This window comes from Flavobacterium sp. KKT103, assembly GCF_055640565.1.
In genome coordinates, this window is record NZ_CM145766.1 from 3072754 (window position 1) to 3097576 (window position 24823).

A 24823-nucleotide genomic window follows, 5' to 3' on the forward strand; every position below is an offset into this window, starting at 1 on the left:
ATTGCTAACACTGCTTACTCCACAATACCGTTTTGATCAATTAAATAAATTAGTGAAGCCATAGTAGCAGCGCCTAATTCCAATTCTCTTTTATTTACAAATTCAAACGTATCATTGGCTGCATGATGGTAATCAAAATAACGTTGAGAATCGGGTTGCAAGCCCGCTTTTACTAATGGGTTGCCTTTTATTGGTCCAATATCAGTACCACTGTGGCCTTTTACGAAACTATGCACGTAATACGGTTCAAAAAGGTATTTCCAACTTGAAATCCGGTCAAAATTAGCATCATTACATTCCAAAGAAAACCCACGCGGACTAAATCCGCCTGAATCGCTCTCTAAAGCAAAAATATGCTTCTCCTTGTTTTTAGTAGCTAGCTCACCGTATTTGATACCTCCCCTATTTCCGTTCTCCTCATTCATGAACAACACCACTCGTAAGGTATTTTTAGGTTTGTAGCCTATGTTTTTAAAAATATTAACTACTTCCATACTTTGCACTACTCCAGCGCCATCATCTTGCGAACCATCTGCTAAATCCCAAGAGTCTAAATGCCCACCTACAACCATAATATTTTCGGGATGCTCCGTTCCTGTCATTTCTCCAATTACATTATACGACAAAACATCTTCCAACTGCTGGCAAGATTGTTTAAAGTAAAACTTTAAATTAGGATTTGATTTTAACGTTTTCGATAATAATTCGGCACCATTAGTACTTATTGCGGCGGTAGGAATATATTCAGACATTGGCAAATCGCCATATCCCATTGCTCCTGTATGTGGAAAGTCATCCAATCTCATATTCATGGAACGTACGATCGTACCCACAGCACCGTATTTAGCCGCTTCACGAGCACCAGCAGAACGTTGATCTACGCAACCACTATACGACGTAAATGTTGCTATATTTTCAGGGTTCATGGGTCTGTTGTAAAAAACAATTTTACCTTTCAATTGACTGCCTAAGCGTGCTAATTCTTCTATTCCTTGTACTTCGATCACCTCAGCCGTTAGTCCGTTTTTAGCAGTAGCAATCGATCCTCCCAAGGCACATATTGGTACATTAATTTTGGTTTTATTGTTCAAGATATAGGCCGTTTCTTTTTCGCCTCTAACCCATTTAGGCACCATAACTTCTTGCAAATACACTTTGTCGAAACCTAGGGACTCCAATTGTGCTTTGGTATAAACAACTGCCTTATCTGCGTTCGTAGACCCTGATAAACGAGATCCTATTTGATTAGATAAATGGTCTAGCCAAGTATAGCATTTTCCATTTGTCAAGGCTGATTTGTAAATTCCTTTGATTGTTTGTTCTTCGCTCACTTGTGCAAAAAGGGAACAACCGTTTAATAGTATAGCTAGTAATACTGTTTTTTTCATGTCCTTACTGGTTTGATTTTGGTTATTGCTGCAATTTCGGAATAAATAAAGAAATACAACTGATAAAGTGAGTAAAAAATAGAGCTACTAAATTGCCTATCATTAATTGGAAATTCCAAAACTTAAAATTTCAATTTCTGTGTTATTCGGAAGTTTAAAAAATACCTGCTTTCGAATTGCTGTATAAAAAAAGAGACTACCTAAAATAGGTAGTCTCTAATTAATAGTATTTTCAAACTAAGTTTAAACGCTTTAAAAAAAGCAGCTAAGAATTAGTTTTATTGAAAATTCAATCCAACCGTAAGACCAAATGCAACTGGTTTTACAGTAGTATTTTTATCTGTACTATACAATCCGTTTGCTTTTCTATTAGTAACGGCAGAAGGATTGTAACCTATGTAAGATTCATTTTGCTTTTGATCAAGTATCGAACCATAGCCACTGTCTAAAAACATAGCGGTGTATAATGCATTCTTCTCAGATAACTTAAAAGTAAATCCTAGTTCAAAAGTACTCATCAAGACACCTTTAGTTTTATACTCACCAGAAGCAGCATAATTAGGTTGAGTTCCAAAACCAAATTCTGGCAAATTATCAATAGTTAAGTTTACATCAGGATAGTATCCTGTACCACTTACAGAGGCAGCCGAAGCTTCAATCTTATAGCTCAGAGGCAGAAAATATTTCACACCGGCTCTAAAATTGAAATCAACTCCTGTATTAATAGTAGTTTTGTATTGCAAAAAAAGTGGTATTTGAACTGCAGTTACTGTTTGCTTTTCGTTATAATTAACAGAGCTTACATTGTAACCAAAAGCCGAGCCAGTTTGATCCACTTCAAAATTAGTTAAGGTAGCAGTTGCTCTACCAAAAGAAACTTCTTGTCGGTACTGCGCGATTTCAGCACCAGCACCAATACCAATATGATTGGTCAAACCATAGATATAACCTGCTTTTAAGGTGCCACCTAATCTATTGCCTGCTACCGTACCTTTTGCATCCGATTGCAAATTTGCAATTCCCGATTGTACACCAACATAAAATTGGGCATTCATTCCTGTAGACAGTAACAATACTGCCAATCCAAGGATATATTTAATATCAAATTTCATACGTGTTTTGTTTTTACTATCAGAATAATCCATCCTCATTCTTATTGAATGAGGACTTCATACTCTAAATCATTTTATTAATTTTTAACCAATAGGTTTTTAGTAAAGTATTTACCGTTTGTCAAAGTTAATTTCACAATATAAATACCTTCAACGCTTGGTGCAATTAGATCAATTGAACTTTTATCCATAACCTTATCAGTTAATACTGTTCCAAGGATACTTATTACCGTTACACGAGCATTTGCAAGATTACCGGTAGCAACATTAGTCGTTAATTGGTACGTTGCATTTGCTTTTACTGGATTAGGTGCAATATTGATTACGTCTTGTACAATTGAAGATGAAAAAATCAAAGGACAAGAAGTCACTAATGATCCATCCAATCGAGTACCAACTGCATAGTAAGTTCCGTTTAATGCAGCAGTATCTTTAAAGTACTGACTGTTTTGTCCGGCAACTAATACACCATTTTTATACCAGCTATACGCTTTGAAACTGTTCGAACTATTGTCAAAGAAAATCACATTATCAAAATGCTTTCTTATTAAATTTGGACGGCTATTTTCAACTGTTACAATTGCAGTTGCAGTAGCAATATTCCCGTTTATATCCGTAACTTTTAGAGTAACTGTATTCACTCCAACATTAGAACAGTTGAACGTTAATTTGTCCAATTCTAACAATGCAATTCCGCAATTGTCAGTTGATCCATTGTTTACACTAGCAGGAGTTATCGTGATATTAGCCGATGCATCCAGTTGAACAGTGATGTTTTTAGTTAAAACTATTGGCATTGTTTTGTCTTCAACAGTAACAGTTTGCAGTACTTCAACTGCAGCGATTCCTGAATTATCCATTACATTCCATTTTATGGTCGTAACTCCAACTGGGTAAACCGCAGTTAATGCTAAACCATCTGATCTTACTCCAGTAGGTGCTCCTACTGAACAGTCGTCGGTTGCAGTTGCTCCAACTATTGTTACAGTTGCTCCACATGAAGTTGAGCTACTATTAACTTTAATGTTAGCTGCGGCCGTAATTACTGGTTTTTGATTAGCAACTACATTAATAGTTCTTGTAACAAAAGACTCATTATTCAATTCATCTTTAACCGTATACGTACGAGTGTATTGACCAATTGTAGTTGTGTTTAATGTACCTGAAATAACAACAGCTGTAGTGATATTTTTATTTAAATTATCCGTCGCTGTGAATCCTGGCTCAGTATAGGTACAACCTTGAGGTACTGAAACAATTGCATTACCTGTTAAGGTGATAACTGGTTTCGCTCTTTCTATTGTTACGGTGTAGTTTTTAAACAAACCACTTTCAGACATTACATTGTAAGCTACAGGTCCTGCATATCGCAAGGTAGTAACTCCACTATTTTGTAAATAAGTGCCAATACGCGTCACTGCATTAGTAGAAACCTGGAAAACAGGAATCAATCCATTTAAGTTAGCATTATTATTAACTTGTATTTTAACAGTACGTTGCGCTTCATCAATAACAGCCGTTCCAATTTGATTTGGTACGCTATAGTTTACCAATTTAGCTTCCGTGTTTTTAGCATTGATCGTTACTATATAATTTGTTCTAGACAATTTATTTTCAGAAACTACTGTTACTAAAACACTATTAGTATAATCAATCTCAGTCACTCCTGATGTTTGTTTCACACCATCAATAAAAAGCTCTGCTCCTGGAGAGATACTAAAAGTAGCCTTCAACTTTGTGACATTAACACCAAAAGCTGCAGTTGCAGTTGCATTTTCGCCAACAATTGCACTATTTATCTCTTGAACCAATCCTGGGTTAGAAGCTACTTTAAAGTCATACGCAACTAAACTAGATTTATCGCTTAATCCTGATAGTACTTTAACTGTATAGTTTTCAACGATACCTTGGTTAAATCCAACTCCTTCTACAGTAAATGTAAGAGCGTTTGTGAAATTATTAGGAGTTACACCACTAACTTGAGTTACCGTACCGATTTTAGCTATAGAATTCATTCCTACTGTAAAAACAGGAACAGCAGTTCTAATGTCGATACCGTCTTTAAGAAGAATTGTGTACGTTTTAGTTGCAGCATCATAAGTAGCTGAAAGTTGATCTTTCAATTCCAAACTTTGCAAAAGCACAGCGGTTTTCCAGAATTTCCCTGAACCCATTCCTTCTGTGTCTGCATTTACAACAACTCCAGTATTGTCATTGTTTGTCGTGTCAAAAGCAAACTGCTTATTGCCTTCATTAAAAGCATAATAAGCTACTAAATTTGGTTCGGTACCCGTATATTTAGTAGTAGCATTTAAGACAAGATCAGCCTGTGTTTTAACAACATTCCATATACGAACCTCATCAATACTACCGTCTAATCCGCGAGTTGCTGTTGGATTTCCACCAATATAGGCTGGAGTAGTAGCGTTTGCAGTAGCAGCGCCAGCAGTACCAGTTGAAGTAAATGGTGCTACAACACCATCGATATAAATGGTATAGACATTACCAGCAGTTACCGTATAAGCGATATGATGCCATTTGTTTAGTTGTACTGAATTTAAACCAGTGTTAAGAATATAAGATCCAGTTCCTGTAGTAATCGATAAAACTAAACTGTTTTCCTTATAAGTCGCATTATTGTTTGTATGTACAAACAAATTGACCACTGATTTGTCAAAAATTCTACCAAAAATAGTTGGATTATTTCTGTTTACCCAAGCTTCAAATGTATAGGTATTTGTTAAATTTAAGTTTGTATTAGCATCTACTCTAACATAATCATCTAATCCGTCAAAAGTTCCTACTGCATTAGTAGTTGCATTAGTTACATGCGTATAAGAAATTGACTTAGCATCATTAGAAGGATCTAAATCGCCTGCCAATTTTGTATAGACTTCGATTATATAATTGTTAGGCAATCCTAAATTAGCTTGCGTTACAAATGTTACTGGTGCAGAAGCTCCTGCAGCAATCGATCCAGTAAAAGTTTGTGACACTTCAGTACCACCATTCACTTTATAAGCAACTGGAAAGTTAGAAATGGCCACATTAGAGAAGTTACGAATAACTGCACTCACTGTAACTGGTTTTTTACCCAATTTAGTTGGTGCACTAATACTTTCAATACTAGCATCAGCAGCTGTAAAAGGAAGTACGTTAATGGTATATTCCTCGATTTCAAAATCTTCTCTTGAAGTTGTTAAATTATCAAAAGTAGGCCCTGTTACCACATTAAAATACTCACTAGGAGAACGGAACATGTGAATAACACGCATTAACTTTTCTCCAGGAGTTGTTGTTGTAGGAATAGTTAAACCTCCTACCAAAGTAAAATTATTTCTAAAATTATGTGTACTAGTAGTTGAAGCAACCGCGGGTGAAGTTGCTGTGTTTAAGGTATTTACCCAAAAAGTACCAGCATAAAATTCATCAGTCAAATTACCATCACCATTTAAATCTATAACCATCATAGTGAAAACACCAGGATTAGTTGTTAAATCTCTTGTAATAGGCCTTTCTGGTTTAGAAATAGTAACTTGTGGTTGGTACGTATAACCTGCGTAAACTGGAATTTTAATGTTTTTAAAATCAGAGTATGCCGTAGTACCTGAATTGTTTACCATATTATCCCATTTCAATGAGGTTATTGCAAAACCATTGGTATTGGTATTCTTAGGAAGTTCAAATTTATTGTAAACTACTTTTTCTAAGTTATTGTTAGCTAAATTATCATCAGCTTCATCAATTCCTGCTTTAATGGTAAAAACTCCATTTAATGCAGTCATATCAGTTGTAGTTGGGAATGTGTACAATACAGACACGCCTGAAGTCATCGTAGGAACTACTCCCGTAACTTTAGCTCCACCATTTACTTGAAAATAAACAGGCACGTTAGTACGAGTAGTTGGTCCAACATTGTTAACACGAATCGTGATTGCAGTCGTTGCTGATTTTTTACCTAAAAAGTCTGGCGCTACTATTGAAGTAATCTCAGTATCTCTAATTAAAGGTTTAGTCACACATGCAATAGTAGCAACCCATCCTTTATCTACCACTTCTGTATCAGAAGTAAATCTAAACGTTAGTTCCCCTCCTGTTGCAGTTGAAGTAAATGACGGAGGTAGTGTATTACCATCAAATACTCCTAGCAAAGGTGAAGTTGCTGAAGTTCCATTGTAGATATACAAGAAATCATATCCTGATTCTACAGCAAATTCTGTAAAATCAACTTTGATACTATTTCCTGTAACTGCAGGTTTAAATGTAATGGTTTGACTTAGGTTATTGGCATAATTACCATACCTAGATCCACTATCAGTGAATGTAGCAGAACAAGTCGTACTTAGAGTTGTACTCCCCATTAAAATATCTGAACCATTATTGGCAACCGTTCTAGTAAGTGAATTATTAGTCGCATCGGAGTCCTCTGTTGGTGTAATTTTACCAACAACCGTATAAAGTCCACCAACAGAATAATTTGCTTTCGTAGCAAAATTATAAGTAACCTCAGTCAATGGAGCGATAGGTCCAGCGATCATTTCTACTACCTCTGCTCCATTGTTAATACGATAAGAAACAGGAACGTTACTTACTGCTACTGGAGAGAAGTTATAAACTTTAGCGATTACTGTTTCTGAAGCTGACAAGCCTGCATTAGGAGTAAGTGAAGTAAGGGCCAAGTCGTTAGATTTCGCTTCGTATATTTCAACGTTATCAACAAAAATCGTGTTGTACGTTGGCGTAGAAGAGGCATCATTATCCATCACTCCTTCGAATGTTAAATCAATCTTTGCTCCTGCAAAAGCTGCTAAATCATACATTAATGTTCTAGTGGTTGATGTAGTAGTTCCCGTATAAACAGAAGTACCTTCCGTGCTTGCAACAGCAACTCCATTTACTAAAACTCTAAAAAAGTTTTTGTTCGTAGTCACACTATTCTGCATAATCACGTCAAATTTCATACGGATGGCTTTTCCAGCTAAACTGCTAGCATCTATTTCACAAAAAGAAAGCCTTTTGATATAATTTGGATTAGCTGTAAATGCATTTGCTGCTGTAGTAGCTGCCCAAAGTGGTGATCCAGCAACTGTAGACCCTGACATTTTTACAGCGTCTAATCTCTCTAAACTTTGTGACTCATAGCCTATCGAACCCGCAGTGCTAGCTTTTGATAAGGTATAATTCACCGGTTTTCTATCATTAAAATTTTCTTTAAATGGTAAATTTAATGCTGTTAAAACTGGTTTGCTTATTGGCTCCACATTAATTGCTCTAGCTCTTTCTGATACTAAACCAGAGTTGATATCTATAGCACGAACCGTAAACCAATTATTTTCTCCAACTGTTAAATTAGTAAAGGTATACGTTGGACTCGTAACCGTAGCGACTACATCAAAAGAAAATCCGTTTAAGCGTAATACCTCGTATTTTGCACCTGGAATGGCAGTCCAATCCATTTTATAAGAAGCTATACCACAAGATGCAGGGGTAATCACTAAATTTTTAGGTTCGGACATGATCGCAAAGGTCTCCGTAGAACTAGATACTCTACTTCCTGCAGTAATTCTAATTTTAGCATTTGGAACTATTTCGGTAGGAACTTTCCAAGCAAAATTTCTAGCAGCAGCTGGAACATTGGATGCTATGGTAGTGTAAGTATTTCCACCATCATTAGAATATTCTATGTTAAAAAGGCGTTCTTCTCCTTCGTAATCCCAACGAATGTATTCTGTTGCATCAGGATTGAATTTTTCACCACCAATTGGATACGTTAAAACCAATTCCGGAGCAACATAATTGTAAACCACTGAAAATTCTTGTGTTGCTAAAGGTACGGATGTACCAGTAACAATGATTTTATAGGTTCCTGCAGCAGGTGCATCAAGCGTAATTTGTTCAATATTGTTCAAATTATCCACTCCTCTTGTAGCCACTGCATTGGGTTGAGCAGGATTTAAAATCCAAGGTAAAGTAGTTTGTCCGTTGCGAACTAATTTGATATCTAAATCATTAACCTGAACGTTTGTAGCACCTGGAGTTGCTCCAATATCAGAATAAGCAAGCATTACTTTTAAAGAAACCAGTCCAGCTGGAACTACAATTTCTTTTTCAAAAGAGGCAGCATTTGCAACTGAAGCGGTGTAAAACATTTTGTTATCTAAAACCTTAACTGCTCTTAGACCGTTTAAGTTTCCAAAACCATATTTATAATCAGGTCCAGCGTTTCCAACATCCTTAGCGGTATTAGAAACTAAAGCTTTCATTAAAGAAGCTAAAGGTTTCTCTCCATAAATGTTTTTATATCTTTCATATAACAAAGCTACTGTTCCAGAAGTTCCAGGAGTTGCCATAGAGGTTCCACTCATTATTTGATAGGAATTGTTATAATCTAATGAATATACACTTGATCCTACTGCAGCAATTTGTGGAACAAGACGACCATCTAAGGTAGGTCCAAAACTACTGTAAGAGCTTATGACATCAGTAGGTTCATTTGCAGCTACGTGTAATGCATTTTTAGAAGCTTTTGTACTTGTGTTAAAACCACCTGCATATGCTGCTTGTGCATTACCGTTCGAATAAATATTTAAAAGTGATGGATATTTAACCGTTACATCATCATCTCCTCTATCACTTGCATTGTATCGCACTAAATTATATCCTGATGAAAGTAAAACACCATAAGAGTTAGACGTAAGATCCACATCATCATTTAGGAATGCAAGTTCTCTTTCTACATAAACCGGCAAACCATTCGATTGCGTATTGAAGTTCCACCCAAACATTTGCACATTTGGAGCCATTCCCTTAGCACGAGGATCTAAAATTCCAGCACCACCTACCGTACCTGAAACGTGTTCCCCGTGAGATGATGGTGATTCATACTCTCTGTTTGTAACTCTTCCTGTATGGTCGATGTGTTTTTCAAGATTCCCATCCCAAATACCCACTTTAACCCCTTTCCCTGTTAGGTTGTAGCCTAATCCTGGAATCAAGGAACTCAATACGTTAACTTTGTGTGAATTGATACCTGGTAGGTTATCACTTTCCACTGGAGCAGCGATAAGTTCGATATTCTGTACCCAATTTAATTTAGCAATATCATTCAATTTCTCAATAGAAGCTTGTAGATATACTTGATTAAAATTGGTGATATTTTTGGGTGATTTTATCCCCAAAGTTACTAGATCCTTAGTTAAATCAGCCGCATTCATTCCTTTAAAATAACTTACAATTACTTTAACAGACTGAGAATTTCCAGCATAATCAGGAATTGTTCCAGCGGTAATGCTTGGATCAATTTTAAATTTAGACTCAATTGGCACAATCGCTCGAATATTTTTTGAGACGGTGCTTTGATTAAAATACTTATTATCTAAAGCCACATAATAGGCATTATTAGACAAATAGCTAATCAAGGTAATCCCTTGATTTTTTAGTTCAGCTTGCTCTTCTAAAGAAGGCGTTTTTGAGAACTGTAACAAAGTATACTCTGTTGTTCTACTTTGCTTATTAGCATTTTTCTTAAGCACTTCAAATTGTTGCTTAAAATTAGCTGTCGTCGCAATTCTATTTCCATTAATGGAGACAGAAAAATCCTTGTCATTGTTGCCCTGAGACCACGCTATACAAGCGAAAAGAGCAAAAATGAATGAAAGTAATTGTTTCTTCATTGGTTAAAAATTAAGTTTTAATTAGTTAATTCCGCGAATATATAGCGACAATTTTAATTATTCTTCATCTTTTTTATCAATAAACTATTTTTTATTAAATATTTTTTATTTACAAAAAAGTAGAAATTTATTATTAATCCAATGTTAAAAAGAAAAACCAGTCTGGTTTAGCTCAGACTGGTTTTTATTAATTTAAATATAAACTTAATGGTACTACTAACTACTTTTTATTGCCCGTACTCGTTACCTTTGAAGCTCCACTTGCAATCAAAAATCACATTATAAAGCATCATTATTAAAAAAACGTTGCACCTGAATTGCAATTTCCATTTCTTCATTTGTTGGGATGACCAATATTTTAGTAGTTGCATTTTCGCTATTTATTTCTCTCAGCTCTTTAGATCGTATTTCATTTTTAGCGTCATCTAAATACAAACCATAATAGTCCATATCAGTACAAACTAATTTTCGGATAAAGGAGGAGTTTTCTCCTATTCCTGCGGTAAAGATAATAGCATCAAGACCATTCAATACCGCTGTATACGAACCAATAAATTTCTTGATTCGGTAGGCATTCATCGCTAGTGCGAGTTGACAATCTACGTTACCTTTTTCGGCCTCGGATTCAATATCTCTTAAATCACTAAATCCAGTTAAGCCAAGCATTCCGCTTTTCTTTAACAAGATATCATTGACTACTGTACTACTGTAACCTAAGGTATTAATCAAATAGAAAATTAAAGAATGGTCGATATCACCGCTTCTGGTACCCATAATTAGTCCATTTGAAGGAGAAAAGCCCATTGAATGATCCACCGCTTTTCCGTCTTTTATAGCAGTTATACTGCAACCATTACCTAGGTGAATGCTAATTAATTTATTGCTTTTACTCAAATAAGCAATCGCTTTCTCAGAAACATATTTGTGACTTGTTCCATGAAATCCATACTGACGTATTTTATCTTTGTCATAAAACTCATTTGGAATCGCATATTTATGCGCCACTTTTGGAATCGACTGATAAAATGCGGTATCAAACACCGCTAATTGTTTTGCTTTAGCAAATATTTCCTCGGCTACATTAATACCTATTAAATGGGCTGGATTGTGTAATGGAACTAAGACTGATAAAGCCTCTATCTTGTCCTTGACGTCTTGGTCAATAATAGTAGTATTCGAAAAAAAGGTGCCTCCATGTACTACTCGATGTCCAACAGCATTAATTTCGTCAGTAGAGTTAATAACACCTATGTTTTCATTGAGTAGTAAACTGGCAATTTTTAACAAACCTGTTTTATGGTTAGGAATTAATAAGCGCTCCTCTAGCTTGGTTGCATCTGTAGTGTACGTTAAATTTGAAATTTCTAATCCTATTCTGTCAATCATTCCATTGCAAATAACCTTTTGCTCTGGCATGTCTATTAGTTGGTATTTTATTGATGAACTACCTGAATTTATAATAAGGACTTTCATATTTATATTTGATGAATTATTAAAATCTATTTTTTTAAGCTTTACCATTCCGTTACTATGTACGTAGCAACCTTGCATACTGCAACTGTTTTACAGTCCTTGAGCTTGTATTGCCGTAATTACTACTGTATTAATGATATCATCAACCGTACAGCCGCGGCTTAAATCATTTACAGGTTTGTTTAAACCTTGTAACATAGGACCAATTGCTAACGCTCCTGTTTCTCTCTGGACCGCTTTATAAGTATTATTACCCGTATTTAAATCCGGAAAAATAAGTACACTTGCTTGTCCTGCAACCTCTGAGTTAGGTATTTTACTTTTACCTATAGTCATATCGACTGCCGCATCGTATTGAATTGGACCTTCAATTTTTAAATCAGGTCGCTTTTCTCGAACAATTTGAGTGGCTTGTCGCACTTTATCAACTTCATCCCCTTTTCCTGATGTTCCTGAAGAGTAGGATAACATTGCTATCTTTGGTTCTATACCAAAAGCCATACTGGAATCAGCTGAGGATATTGCTATTTCAGCTAATTGCTCTGCAGTAGGATTGGGATTAATTGCACAGTCTCCAAAAACCGATACTCTATCCTCTAAACACATGAAAAATATAGAAGATACAATTCCTGCATCCGGTTTTGTTTTAATAAATTGTAAAGCTGGTAAAATCGTATGTTGGGTAGTATGTGCTGCTCCCGAAACCATTCCGTCAGCATCACCTTTATACACCATCATGGTTCCGAAATATGAAACATCTTCCATTAAATCTCTTGCCATGGTAATACTAACATTCTTATTTTTGCGAAGCTGGTAATAAGTATCAGCATAATCATCATAGTGCTCCGATTCTCTAGGGTTAACAATGGCTACTTTCGAAAAGTCAAATGCCAATCCTAACTCGGCTACCTTAGTTTCTATTTGCTTCTTATCGCCAATAATAGTTATATCAACAACATCCATTGTAAGTAATCTAGAGGCAGCGATTATGATTCGTTCATCGTTGCCTTCAGGTAAAACAATATGTTTCCTGTGTTTACGCGCTCTTTTGACAAGGTTGTACTGAAACATTTTAGGAGTCATCCCTTCGGCTTCAAAGGCACTTAACTTTGCAGATAAATCATCGACATCGACATATTTTTCAAAGGTATTAATCGAAGTTTCAATTTTCACAGTATTGTCTGCGTAGATCTTGGACTTTATATTCCCAATACTATTCGTAATACGATACGTTCCGGCTTCAACTGAAATAATAGGCACTATGCTGGTTAGTCCTTCAATCAATTTTAAAATACTTTCCTCTGGAACTATATTTCCTGTTAGTACTATTCCTGCTATCGAAGGATAATTTGCCGATTCGTTAGCTTGCAAAGCTCCTAAAATAATGTCTGCTCGATCTCCGGGAGTTATTACCAAAGCATTTTCTTTTAAATGCAACAAGTAATTACGCAATTGCATAGCTCCAACACTAAAATTACCTATTTCATTATTTAAGAATGCATCACCAAAAAGTACTTTAGCATCTAGCTCGTCTACTATTTCTTTGATCGTAGGGTGATTTAGACTTGATATTATAGGAATTGCATTAACTAAAACCTCTTTTGGCAAACTTCCTTTTAATCCATTTGTTACTAATTTAATGTTTTCTGATTGGACTTTATTTGCAATTATTGCCAACACTTCAACCTCCTTAACTTTAAAAGAGTCGTAGGCTAAATACAAACTATCGATAAGTTCTTCGAGTGTTTTACCTACACCTGAGCCAACAATGATAGTAGGTATGCCTAAATTTTTAGCAATCAATACATTCATATCGAGTTCGATAACGGTACCTTCACCGCTAAAACTGGTTCCTTCGACTAATACAAAATCAAATTGTTCTTCTAATTTCTTATATTTTTCGATAATAAGATCGAGTACTTCGCCAATCTTACCTTTGTTCTTCTTTTTGATTAATTTGCTTTTAGTAATAGCGTAGGCATCTTCAAAGGCGATGTCTAAGCTAAAATGAGAAATGACCGTTTCGATATGATTATCAATTTTGCCATCATCAAAATCTTCTATAATTGGTCTAAAATAGCCCACTTTAGCTGTTTTACCAATTAAAATGCTCATCAGTCCTAATGTGATTATGGATTTACCACTATTATGTTCACTTGTTGCTATATAAACTGCTTTATTCATTTCTATATTTTTATTTTCTTAAAATCAGAGCGTTAAAGTGCTTTTTTTTATTCGTTGGTTTGCTTACATTTATTCAAACAATTTAATTTTCTATTAAGTATAAGCTAAAACCACCTTCTCTTTTTAAAATAAATTATCATTCCAATAACTATTAAAAACATGATAGTAATGACCGTATAATAACCATTATGGTAACTTAACTCCTGCATATGTTGGAAATTCATTCCATATATTCCTGCAATAAACGTCAAAGGAATAAAAATAGCTGATACGATTGTTAGTGTCTTCATGATCTCATTCATTTTATGAGACTGTGACGAAAAAAAGAAATTAGAAGCGCTTTCGAGCATTCCCATATCGCTTTCTATTTGTTCCAAAAGTTCCAAACATTTTTGATGCAAACGAGAAAAATAAACATAGGTTTCGTTTTCAATCACATTACATAAGTCATCTTCACGTAGGGATTTGATGCCATAAAGCGAATCACGAAGCGGAATTATAGAACGTTTTAAGAAACTGAAATTATCACGGTGTTTTTCAATGCGGATTAAAATATTGGGGTCTGCACTGGCTTTCGATAAAATTATCAATTCCTCTACTTTGTCTTCCTCGTTTTCAATGGTAATAAAAAAGTTCTCAATTATGGCGTCTAACAAAAAGTACAGTAAAAAATCAGCCTTTTTAGTTCTGATGATTCCCGTGTGCGTTCTAATGCGTTCTCTGATATGCGTAAAAAAATCGCTCCTCTTTTCTTGAAACGAAATCAAAACACCTTCCTTAATTAAAAAACTAATTTGCTCGATACTTATATTATCTGAGTTTTCTGCTGGCAATATCGATTTGATATTAAAAAAAAGACTATTTGCTGACTCCTCGAGTTTGGTTCTTCGAGTCGTATTTAAGATATCGGAGAGTAAAAAATTATCGATCTGAAAAAAGGCTCCAATAGCTTCAATTACCGGAATATCGTTTAAGCCGTGAATATTTAGCCAATTAGTTTGGGTGCCATCAATACATTTTTTAAAGTCATTTGGTACAATCTCTTGATATTCTGCAAATTCAGTATCATTGTACACAAATAATTGCATGTGAGACTGCGACTGCTTGTGGCTTCCCGTGTATTCTAAATGATTGGGCGTGGTTTTACGTCCTTTTTTATATTTGATTTTTCTCATATCCCTATTATGTTTAGTAATAATACAAAATAGTTTTGGCATTAATTCCCAAATTAAACATTAAAATTAAGGAGTTGTTTGAAATTTAGGAAGCTTTATTTCGCTATTCTTTGGCTACAATTATAAACAGTATCAGGCTTTAGGAAAGCAGAAATTAATTATCGAAAAAAAAACAGAAAAAAAACAGTAACAAAAACAATTTACAACGACTCATAGTTTCTTGCATACTTGCTAACAATCTGTTGATAATTCTAAATATAATATTTAAATTTACAGCAAAACGAAGCATAACATGCTAAAACTATAATACTAACCCCTAACCTTTTAACCAATATGGTGAAATTTAAAATTACAGTACTAGCTGCACTTGCACTCTGTACTTGTAATACAACGGAAACTTTTGCTCAAAGAAAAAAGAAAAATGAGCCTGCTACTGCCGCAGTAGCACCTAAAAAAGAAGAAAAAAAAGGGCCAAAACCTTATGGAAAGGTAATTGACTCGACTGCGGTAACGCAAAAAGGATTAATTGATGTTCATAAAGTGGATAACAAATACCTTTTTGAAATCCCAGCTGCCCTAATTGACACTGAAATCATGACTATTACCCGTTTCTCCAAAACACCTGCTGGTGGAGGAATTTTTGGTGGTGAAGAGGTAAACCGACAAGTAATCAAGTTTGAAAAAGGGCTAAACAATACCATTTTATTACGCTCAGTAACCTATGTGATTATGTCTCCTGACGAAGGAAAACCAATGGCACAAGCGGTTAAGAATTCTTCTACTGATCCAATTATTGGTAGCTATGATATATTAGCTATTAAAAAAGAAGACGGTGGGAAAAAAGAAACAGCTTATGTGATTGACATGACACCTACTTTTGAGGGAGATGTTCAAACTTTTTCATTGGATCCAATGAAAAAACAATCTTTAAGCATCCAAGCATTTCAAAAAGACCGCTCTTTTGTTCAAAAAGTGAGCAGTTTCCCAATCAACACGGAAATAAAAACGGTAAAAACGTATGCAACAACTCCTAATTTAATTTCGTTAAGTCCGGCGCCAAGAATTGGTACCAACTTACCTTCGGCATTAGATTCAGGTGTTTTGACAGTAGAATTGAATACTTCGATGATTGCTTTGCCTAAAGTGCCAATGCGCAAGAGAACTTTTGATCCTCGTGTTGGATTTTTCGCAAACCAATATGATGTGTTTGAAGAAGAGTCTCAAAAATCAGAAAAAGAAGTATTTGCGGTACGCTGGAGATTGGAGCCTAAAAATGCGGAAGATGCTGAAAAACAAAAAAGAGGCGAGCTAATCGAACCAGCAAAACCAATTGTTTATTACATTGACCCAGCAACTCCTGACAAATGGAAAAAATACATCAAAGCAGGAATTGATGACTGGCAAGTTGCTTTTGAAGCGGCTGGATGGAAAAATGCTATCCGTGGAGAATACTGGCCAGAGAATGATCCTACAATGAGTTTAGAGGATGCCCGTTTTTCTGTTTTAAGATATTTCGCGGCTGATATTCAAAATGCATACGGACCTAACGTACATGATCCTAGAACGGGAGAAATTCTAGAAAGTCATATTGGTTGGTACCACAATATCATGAGTTTGTTGAGAAACTGGTATTTGATCCAAACTGCTGCTGTTGATCCTTCAGCAAGAAAAAAACAATTTGATGATAACTTAATGGGAGAACTAATTCGTTTTGTTTCTTCTCATGAGGTGGGACATACTTTAGGACTTCGTCACAATATGGGAGCGAGCTCAGCTACACCAGTAGAAAAACTAAGAGACAAAGACTACCAAGCTAAAAACGGACACACGTCATCTATCATGGATTACGCTCGTTTTAACTATGTTGCACAGCCAGAAGATGGGGTAACTAATTTCTTTCCAAGAATTGGTGATTACGACAAATGGGCAATCAAATGGGGTTATTCTTATTTCCCAGAAGCTAAAACTGAGAAGGAAGAAAAAGGAATCTTGAATGAAATGACTAAAGAAGCATACAAAAACCGTCGTTTGTGGTTTGGAACTGAAACAAGTCCTTACGATCCAAGATATCAAACAGAAGATATTGGAGATAATGCTATGAAAGCTTCGGCTTACGGAATTAAAAACCTGCAACGAATCCTTCCTAATTTGATCGAATGGAGCTCTGAAAAAGGAGAAAGTTATTCTGAACTTGACGACATGTACAGTGCTTTAACAGGACAATTTAGAAGGTATATGGGACATGTAACTAAGAATATTGGTGGTATTTATGATACACCAACTACTTACGACATGGGAGGAAATCAATTTGAAATTGTACCTAAAGCTACGCAAAAGGAAGCAGTAACTTTTTTAAACACTCAATTGTTCGCAACTCCAAAATGGTTAATGGATCAAAATATCTATTCTAAAATTAGCCCTGATAATGGTGTTGAAGCCATAAAAGAAATCCAAAAATCAACTTTGAATAGTGTTTTGGCTGGAGACAGAATGGTACGCCTAATGGAAGCTTCTTCTCAAGGGAAACAGTACTACTCAGTAGATGATTTAATGAGCGATTTAAGAAATGGTATTTTCACAGAGTTAAAAACCAATGCTCCTATCGACATTTACCGTCGTAATTTACAAAAATTATATGTTGGTAAATTGTGTGATTTGCTTACTCCAGGTAACACTTCAGTACGTTCAAATCCGGTTGGATCTTCTTCAAGACCAAGAACTAGACAATTAGACTTAAATGAAACCGACTTGCCATCTATAACTAGAGGACAGTTAATTAGTCTGAAAAGCGCTTTGAAAGTAGCAGCTGCACAGTCTACTGACAAATTATCAAAATTGCATTTACAAGATTTAGCTTTCCGTATTGAGAAAGCATTAGATCCGAAGTAATAAGTAGTTTATAAGATCTTTTTAAAATCCGTTTCAGTCTCGTACTGAAACGGATTTTTTCATTCATCAAACAGCGAATAACTAGGTAAAATAAAAGTATCAAAGCGGTTTTACCCGTTTGCGTAAACATAAGCACGCAGCATCTATGAGAAATAATGTAGTCATTAAATAACTGCTAAGAATAAGAATGCAATAAATTGAACTTATTATTAGAAACCAAATGTAATCATCGAGTTACATAATAAATGAAGTCGCAAAAACTAGAATACTTAAAATACTATTCGCTATTTTATTATCCTACAAAAATCTACACACTATATAAAGTACAACTGTAGTTTCTTCCGCAAATAGAAAAGATGAAAACAAAAAAAAACCGAGCTAAATATAGCCCGGTTCTTCCTCTAAAAAAACTATTAAAAAAAAGTAGGTTAATCTTTTTGTGATTTCACTGCTAATGTGTAAATCACTAATCCAAAACCAATTTTGTTGATTGCATCAGCAATGTTGTAAGCAACATCAATGTTACCAGCTGGTACGATACCGTTGTACCATCCTGTTGTTCCCATCATGTATCCTAATGGATAAATTGCCCATCCAACTAATACGAACCAACACAAGATTTTGTGTGCTTTTAAAACTTCTCCTCCAGCTGCAGCAGCTAATTTTGAAGCTGAACCCAACCAAATCTCGTAAACTATAGCAAAGTAAGCAACACCAGAAACAAATCCCCAGAAAGCAGCCATATCCGTGTAAACCACTTCACCAAAATATCCGGTGATTAACATGATTACTGAATAAATGATCATTTTCCAAAGTAAGGATTGCTTAGCACCTGCTACTTTTAAAATTAAATAAAACTCCACACACATCAACGGCACTGTTAATACCCAGTCGACGTAACGGAAAAACGTTGGAGATTCTCCAAATGAAGCCCAATAATCTCTCATGTAGAAATAATGGACTGCTGCAATAAATGTAATTAAACCGGAAACTAAAACGGAAGTACGCCACTTTTTATCGAATTGACTCAATGATAAAAAGAAAAATGCTGACGCTGCCATCATCGCCATACAACCTACAAAAAAAGTAAAACCTACGTAGTCTGTTGGAGACAACTTAGCAATCGAACCTGCAACTAACATAAAATTTGTCATAATAAATAATTAAGGGTTAAATATATTTGTTTAAGTAAATGTAATAATAATTAAACAAACTAGAAATTTTTTGATAACTTTTTTTTTTACTATTTTTATGAAAAATATAATTGAACATGCTAAAATATACACATTTCGCAATAGTGGCAAGCTTTTTCTGTTTATGGCTAAATTCGTTTTTTACAGAAAAAACTGAAATAATAATTGCGTTTGCATTCATTTTTACCATCGGAATCCTGCATGGAGCTAATGATTTAATCCTAATTAAGAACTCAAACAACAGCAAAAAATCCAATTCGTTTCAAAAAAACCTAGTCTATTATATTATAGTCGTGTTATTAGGTTTACTACTGTTTTATTTTATACCCATTCTGGCGTTACTGCTTTTTATTATTGTTAGCGCCTTTCACTTTGGAGACCAACAAGGATTGTACTTTAAATTCAATACTTCGGCTATTCTACTAGCTTTATACCCTTTTTTATATGGGATATTAATTCTGTTTCTGCTATTTTTCTTCCATGCTGAGGAAGTGAACACTATAGTTTCGGCTATACTACGATTTCAAGTACCTACTTTATATATATCTGAAATACTGCTAACTACAATTTTACTATTCTTAAGCATAACTGCTTACTTTGGTATCCAATTCAACTCTTTTCGATCACGAATTATAGAAGAACTATTTTATCTCCTTGTATTTGCAATTATATTTAAGACTTCGACTTTACTATGGGGATTTGCAATCTATTTCATCATTTGGCATAGTGTTCCCTCAATTATTGAACAGATGAATTTCATGTACGGTTCCGTAACCGCACAACATTTTAAAACCTATATAAAAAATGGATTTATGTACTGGTTAGCCTCAATTTTAGGAATTGCGCTACTCTATTTACTCTTCAATGATCAGGAAATTTTCAATGCCTTATTTTTCTCCTTCTTGGCAGCGATTACTTTTCCTCATGTGCTGGTAATCTTAAATATGATGCATAATAAAGAGGAGGACAAAATTACATAATTCGTAATGGCACTTTTAAATATTAAGTGTCTAATAATTAAATAAATTTATTAAACAAAAATACTTTTTAAAAAGTCGTCTATTATAGTTAGATTTGAGAACAAGATGAGCTTGTAAAACAGCCTTCCTATGAAAAACAATACTACCCTTAGCATCCCACAACCTTGCCAGCAGCGATGGGAAGAAATGGAATACAATGAAACAGGTAAGTACTGCGCAAGCTGCCAGAAAACTGTAATTGACTTTAGTTCGGCATCAGATGCGGTTATTTTAAGCGCACTGCAGACAAATAATTCCATTTGTGGTCGTCTTTCTACTAATCAACTCAATCGAGCTTTAATTAACCCAACGGAGCCGAATCCGACTAGAATCTGGATTGTTGCCTCACTACTAAGTATAATTGGCTTAGGTACTCCAACCGCTAATGCACAGCAATCACTAGCACCAACTGAACAATTGCCTGTTTTAAAAAAAGCAAGTCCGGACCAAACAAACGATGCACTAGGTAAAACCAATATAACCGGAACGGTACAGGATGAAATGAAACATCCCTTCCCCGGAGCTTACGTACAGGTAAAAGGAACTAAAATAGCTACTACTACTGATGATAATGGTCACTTCACCATCCAAGCGAAAAAATCAGACGAATTACTCATTTCCTACCTTGGATATGAACAAAAAACCGTTGAAATTAAAAATAGTTTGAACCTTCAAATTATTTTAAATCCTAGTGAGCAAATGCTATTAGGTGAAGTCCTTTATGTAAAAAAGCCCTCCTTTTTTAAAAGACTTTTTAGAAAAAAGTAAAACCAAATCAACCCCCCAATAATACTCATTTTGTAATTTTGATAAAATAAAAAAAGCCGTTCACAAATTGTGAACGGCTTTAGTATTTATAGTAACAGTGCGAAGCGCACTGTTACGGGAAATAATTATTTTACTTCTTCGTAATCTACGTCTTGAACGTTATCACCTTCAGCAGCTTGAGGCTCAGCCGCAGCTTGACCTTGTTCTCCTTGAGCGTACATTGCTTCAGTAGCTGTTTTCCATGCTGCGTTGATGTTATCAAGAGCAGTTTGGATTGCAGTAAGATCTTGAGATTGGTGTGCCATTCTCAATTCAGTCAATGCATATTCTACAGCAACTTTATGATCATCAGCTAATTTATCTCCTAGGTCTTTCAATTGCGTTTCAGTTTGGAAAATCATTCCATCTGCTTCGTTCAATTTTTCAGCTCTAGATCTAGCAATTTTGTCAGACTCAGCGTTAGCTTCAGCGTCTTGTTTCATTCTTTCGATTTCTTCAGAAGTTAATCCAGAAGAAGCTTCGATACGGATATCATGAGATTTTCCAGTTCCTTTATCAGTAGCCGAAACTTTGATGATACCATTTGCATCAATATCAAAAGAAACCTCAATTTGAGGAACTCCTCTTGGTGCTGGTGGAATACCGTCTAAGTTAAAACGTCCGATAGTTTTGTTATCAGCAGCCATTGCTCTAGCTCCTTGAAGAACGTGTAGTTCAACAGTTGGTTGAGAATCTGCAGCTGTAGAGAAAACTTGAGATTTTTTAGTTGGGATAGTCGTGTTAGCCTCGATAAGGATAGTCATGATTCCACCCATAGTTTCGATACCTAAAGATAAAGGTGTAACGTCTAATAACAATACATCTTTTACATCTCCAGAAAGAACTCCACCTTGAATAGCTGCTCCAATTGCAACAACCTCATCAGGGTTAACTCCTTTAGACGCTTTTTTACCGAAGAATTTCTCTACTTCGTCAGCAATTCTTGGCATACGTGTAGATCCACCTACTAAGATTACTTCGTCAATATCAGAAACAGATAAACCTGCATCTTTCAACGCTCTAGCAACTGGTGCCATTGAACGTTTTACTAATGAATCAGTTAATTGCTCAAATTTAGCTCTAGTTAATTTTTTAACTAAGTGCTTAGGTCCTGAAGCTGTAGCAGTTACGTATGGTAAGTTGATTTCAGTTTCAGTAGAAGATGATAATTCAATCTTCGCTTTCTCAGCAGCTTCTTTTAAACGTTGTAATGACATTGGGTCTAAACGTAAATCAATATCTTCTTCTGATTTGAATTCGTCAGCTAACCAGTCAATAATTTCGTGGTCAAAATCATCTCCACCTAAGTGAGTATCTCCGTTTGTAGATAATACTTCAAAAACTCCGTCTCCTAATTCAAGAACCGAGATATCAAATGTACCTCCACCTAAATCGTAAACAGCAATTTTTTGATCTGTTCCTTTTTTGTCTAATCCGTAAGCTAATGCCGCAGCAGTTGGCTCGTTGATGATACGCATAACTTTAAGACCTGCAATTTCACCCGCTTCTTTCGTAGCTTGACGTTGTGCATCATTAAAGTAAGCAGGAACAGTAATAACTGCTTCAGTAACTGTTTGACCTAAATAGTCTTCAGCAGTTTTTTTCATTTTTTGAAGAGTCATTGCTGACAATTCTTGAGCAGAATACAAACGACCATCAATGTCAACACGTGGCGTATTGTTATCTCCTTTTACAATTTTGTAAGAAACTCTTTTTGCTTCAGCCGAAACTTCACCAAAACCTTGTCCCATAAAACGTTTGATAGAAGCAATAGTCTTAGTTGGATTAGTTACTGCTTGTCTTTTTGCAGGATCTCCTACTTTAATTTCTCCACCTTCAACAAAAGCGATGATAGATGGTGTAGTTCTTTTTCCTTCTGCGTTAGGAATAACAACTGCTTCGTTACCTTCCATTACAGAAACACAAGAGTTTGTAGTACCTAAATCAATTCCGATTATTTTACCCATTTTTAATATATTTAATTTATTGTATATTCGTTTTTACTACTTGCTGTCTTAAAAGCAATCTCTGTGCCAAGCTAAAACCCCTCTATTAATTGTCAGTTTTTGTTAAAATGGCGGAAAAACATCTGCCAACATGACATTTTAACTAGCTGTCATAGGCTTAATTCCCGCATTCACCTACCTACTTTACTTTCTATTAGGAGCTTATTCCTGCTATTCGCTCTATCTTTTTATTCGCAGCGGCGAATAAAAAGGATGCCGCTGCTATCAGGGCTAAAAAAAACGAATCATAGCTTCACAGCTCGTCTCCCATTCGAATGATTAAAAAAAATTAACAGCAATCAACCAACAACGATAAAAAACTTCCCTAAATTTGAGAGTTCAACATCTTGCATCTTGCTCCTATTTTAAATTATTTTTCAGCTTCTATGAGTACACCTATTATACATCCTTCCACCATAACTTTTTTAAGCGATCTAGCCCAAAACAACAACCGCGATTGGTTTGCCGAAAATAAAAGCCGGTACACCAGCGCACACGAAAACATGATTACTTTCGTAGAGGAGTTACTTCACACCATGAGCAAGCATGATGCACTCGCAACACCGTCAGGCAAAAAAAGCTTGTATCGCATTTATAATGATGTTCGTTTTAGTGCCAACAAAGCGCCTTACAAACCTCGATTTGCTTTTGGTTTCCAGCGCGCCTCTGCTCAACGACGCGGAGGTTATTATGTACACCTACAACCTGGCAATAACTTTTTGGCTTGCGGCTTTTTTAGTCCCAATCCTGCCGATCTCAAAAGAATCCGTCAAGACATCGAACAAAATCCAGCAACTTGGAGGCAAATTTTGGACTCAAAAAAAATAAAGCAAAGTTTTGGAACACTTACCGGTAACCAAGTACCTACTTTCCCAAAAGGTTTTCCAAAAGAGCATGAAGCTATCGATTTAATCAGGTACAAACAATTTATAGTAAAACACCATTTTACCGATCAAGAAATCCTGCAACCCGACTTTCTACACACTATCGATTTACTTTTTCAAGATGTTCGTCCCTTTTTTGATTATCTGAGTATCGTTTTAACCACGGATGCCAATGGAGTTAGTTTGATATAAAAAGTAGTAATACACCTTGCTTAAGTTTCTATTCAAATGCAACATTGGGCAGACCGTCTTTATTTGTAAAAAGTAACTGAAGCACCTATTGTATGAAGCTCTTTAGCTTTCGTCTCCGTACTCAACAGGTATCAAAAAACGGTATTCTCATGGGCTTTACCTATCCTTAACTTTGTTTTAACTTTTTCAAACAAAAACAAACAACTCTCTAAATTACAATTAATTACACTTTAAAAAACACTAGCTATTGGTACTGTAAAGAGCCAATAGCATACCAATATAGCGCTATGGCACAGTTGTTGGATTTACTGTAATCGTATATACAACTAGATTACAATTTTTAACAATAACATTTAAATTCAAACGATATGAAAACTTTAAAACTTATAGCCGCTGGAATAATTTTACTCGGAACAACAACCTCAAATGCTCAATTATCAGTAAACATTAATGTAGGGACTCCAGTGCAGCGTATAGCACCCGTAGTAGTTACAGATTACTATTACCTGCCAGACATTCAAACCTATTTCGATGTACGACACAATCAATACATCTACCAAGAGCGTGGCAATTGGAGACGTACTACCTACTTACCTGTACAGTACCGTAATTACAATGTTCGTTCAGGGTACCGTGTAGCCATCAATGATTACCATGGAAACCAACCGTACCGTAACTTTAACCAAGATAGAACAAGATACTATAGAGGTTACAAAGGACAACCCTCCCAAGTTGTTTACAAAAAGGTAAAATACAAAAAAGAAAAAGAGAGAAGGTACGCTTCAAATGATCGTTACCGATATGAAAACAAAAGATAAAACATAAAAC

13 protein-coding genes are annotated in these 24823 nt (G+C 35.4%); 5 read left to right on the top strand and 8 right to left on the bottom strand.

The genetic code is table 11. The annotated features are described in order from the left end of the window. Positions 1-14 precede the first annotated feature (14 nt). The 6 genes from ACZ2G0_RS13285 to corA form a co-directional block, all read right to left on the bottom strand. Positions 15-1388 (bottom strand): M28 family peptidase, encoded by a 1374-nt coding sequence (locus ACZ2G0_RS13285; protein WP_470308007.1) that lies wholly within the window; start codon positions 1386-1388, stop codon positions 15-17. A 278-nt stretch (positions 1389-1666) separates the two neighbouring features. Then, positions 1667-2500, bottom strand: a complete 834-nt coding sequence (locus ACZ2G0_RS13290) for a hypothetical protein (RefSeq protein WP_470308008.1) — start codon at positions 2498-2500, stop codon at positions 1667-1669. Between the two features lie 77 nt (positions 2501-2577). Then, entirely contained in the window at positions 2578-10173 is a 7596-nt protein-coding gene (locus tag ACZ2G0_RS13295) for a S8 family serine peptidase (RefSeq protein WP_470308009.1), read from the bottom strand. A 279-nt stretch (positions 10174-10452) separates the two neighbouring features. Further along, a complete protein-coding gene (locus ACZ2G0_RS13300) occupies positions 10453-11646 on the bottom strand; it encodes an acetate/propionate family kinase (RefSeq protein ID WP_470309848.1) in 1194 nt (397 codons plus the stop codon). Between the two features lie 90 nt (positions 11647-11736). Next, entirely contained in the window at positions 11737-13830 is a 2094-nt protein-coding gene (gene pta / locus ACZ2G0_RS13305; protein WP_470308010.1) for a phosphate acetyltransferase, read from the bottom strand. A 104-nt stretch (positions 13831-13934) separates the two neighbouring features. Continuing rightward, positions 13935-15005 (bottom strand): magnesium/cobalt transporter CorA, encoded by a 1071-nt coding sequence (gene corA / locus ACZ2G0_RS13310; RefSeq protein ID WP_470308011.1) that lies wholly within the window; start codon positions 15003-15005, stop codon positions 13935-13937. Positions 15006-15338: 333 nt separating this feature from the next. Between corA and ACZ2G0_RS13315 the strand changes: the two genes are divergently transcribed. Next, a complete protein-coding gene (locus ACZ2G0_RS13315) occupies positions 15339-17894 on the top strand; it encodes a zinc-dependent metalloprotease (protein ID WP_470308012.1) in 2556 nt (851 codons plus the stop codon). 428 nt (positions 17895-18322) lie between these two features. On the opposite strand, the gene ACZ2G0_RS13320 is transcribed toward ACZ2G0_RS13315, so the two are convergent. Further along, complete coding sequence (locus ACZ2G0_RS13320; RefSeq protein ID WP_300285732.1) at positions 18323-19048, bottom strand: bacteriorhodopsin-like; 726 nt, start codon at positions 19046-19048, stop codon at positions 18323-18325. Positions 19049-19164: 116 nt separating this feature from the next. Between ACZ2G0_RS13320 and ACZ2G0_RS13325 the strand changes: the two genes are divergently transcribed. Together ACZ2G0_RS13325 and ACZ2G0_RS13330 are read left to right on the top strand one after the other, a co-directional pair. Next, positions 19165-20067: a Brp/Blh family beta-carotene 15,15'-dioxygenase gene (locus ACZ2G0_RS13325; RefSeq protein WP_470308013.1), complete on the top strand. Its 903-nt coding sequence runs from the start codon at positions 19165-19167 to the stop codon at positions 20065-20067. A gap of 129 nt (positions 20068-20196) precedes the next feature. Next, the gene (locus ACZ2G0_RS13330; RefSeq protein WP_470308014.1) at positions 20197-20874 is read left to right on the top strand and encodes a carboxypeptidase-like regulatory domain-containing protein; all 678 of its coding nucleotides are present in this window, start codon (positions 20197-20199) and stop codon (positions 20872-20874) included. A 125-nt stretch (positions 20875-20999) separates the two neighbouring features. Here ACZ2G0_RS13330 and dnaK read toward each other — a convergent pair whose 3' ends face one another. Then, positions 21000-22880: a molecular chaperone DnaK gene (dnaK, locus tag ACZ2G0_RS13335; protein WP_470308015.1), complete on the bottom strand. Its 1881-nt coding sequence runs from the start codon at positions 22878-22880 to the stop codon at positions 21000-21002. Between the two features lie 425 nt (positions 22881-23305). Here dnaK and ACZ2G0_RS13340 point away from each other — a divergent pair, with 425 nt between their 5' ends. Together ACZ2G0_RS13340 and ACZ2G0_RS13345 are read left to right on the top strand one after the other, a co-directional pair. Continuing rightward, a complete protein-coding gene (locus ACZ2G0_RS13340; RefSeq protein ID WP_470308016.1) occupies positions 23306-23995 on the top strand; it encodes a DUF2461 domain-containing protein in 690 nt (229 codons plus the stop codon). Between the two features lie 368 nt (positions 23996-24363). Continuing rightward, positions 24364-24813: a hypothetical protein gene (locus ACZ2G0_RS13345; RefSeq protein WP_470308017.1), complete on the top strand. Its 450-nt coding sequence runs from the start codon at positions 24364-24366 to the stop codon at positions 24811-24813. The last annotated feature ends 10 nt before the right edge of the window (positions 24814-24823 follow it).

What these genes read in the sequence shown, in the direction of transcription:
- ACZ2G0_RS13285 (WP_470308007.1), bottom strand. Translation starts at nt 1,388, where the DNA reads ATGAAAAAAACAGTATTACTAGCTATACTATTAAACGGTTGTTCCCTT.
- ACZ2G0_RS13290 (WP_470308008.1), bottom strand. Translation starts at nt 2,500, where the DNA reads ATGAAATTTGATATTAAATATATCCTTGGATTGGCAGTATTGTTACTG.
- ACZ2G0_RS13295 (WP_470308009.1), bottom strand. Translation starts at nt 10,173, where the DNA reads ATGAAGAAACAATTACTTTCATTCATTTTTGCTCTTTTCGCTTGTATA.
- ACZ2G0_RS13300 (WP_470309848.1), bottom strand. Translation starts at nt 11,646, where the DNA reads ATGAAAGTCCTTATTATAAATTCAGGTAGTTCATCAATAAAATACCAA.
- pta (WP_470308010.1), bottom strand. Translation starts at nt 13,830, where the DNA reads ATGAATAAAGCAGTTTATATAGCAACAAGTGAACATAATAGTGGTAAA.
- corA (WP_470308011.1), bottom strand. Translation starts at nt 15,005, where the DNA reads ATGAGAAAAATCAAATATAAAAAAGGACGTAAAACCACGCCCAATCAT.
- ACZ2G0_RS13315 (WP_470308012.1), top strand. Translation starts at nt 15,339, where the DNA reads ATGGTGAAATTTAAAATTACAGTACTAGCTGCACTTGCACTCTGTACT.
- ACZ2G0_RS13320 (WP_300285732.1), bottom strand. Translation starts at nt 19,048, where the DNA reads ATGACAAATTTTATGTTAGTTGCAGGTTCGATTGCTAAGTTGTCTCCA.
- ACZ2G0_RS13325 (WP_470308013.1), top strand. Translation starts at nt 19,165, where the DNA reads ATGCTAAAATATACACATTTCGCAATAGTGGCAAGCTTTTTCTGTTTA.
- ACZ2G0_RS13330 (WP_470308014.1), top strand. Translation starts at nt 20,197, where the DNA reads ATGAAAAACAATACTACCCTTAGCATCCCACAACCTTGCCAGCAGCGA.
- dnaK (WP_470308015.1), bottom strand. Translation starts at nt 22,880, where the DNA reads ATGGGTAAAATAATCGGAATTGATTTAGGTACTACAAACTCTTGTGTT.
- ACZ2G0_RS13340 (WP_470308016.1), top strand. Translation starts at nt 23,306, where the DNA reads ATGAGTACACCTATTATACATCCTTCCACCATAACTTTTTTAAGCGAT.
- ACZ2G0_RS13345 (WP_470308017.1), top strand. Translation starts at nt 24,364, where the DNA reads ATGAAAACTTTAAAACTTATAGCCGCTGGAATAATTTTACTCGGAACA.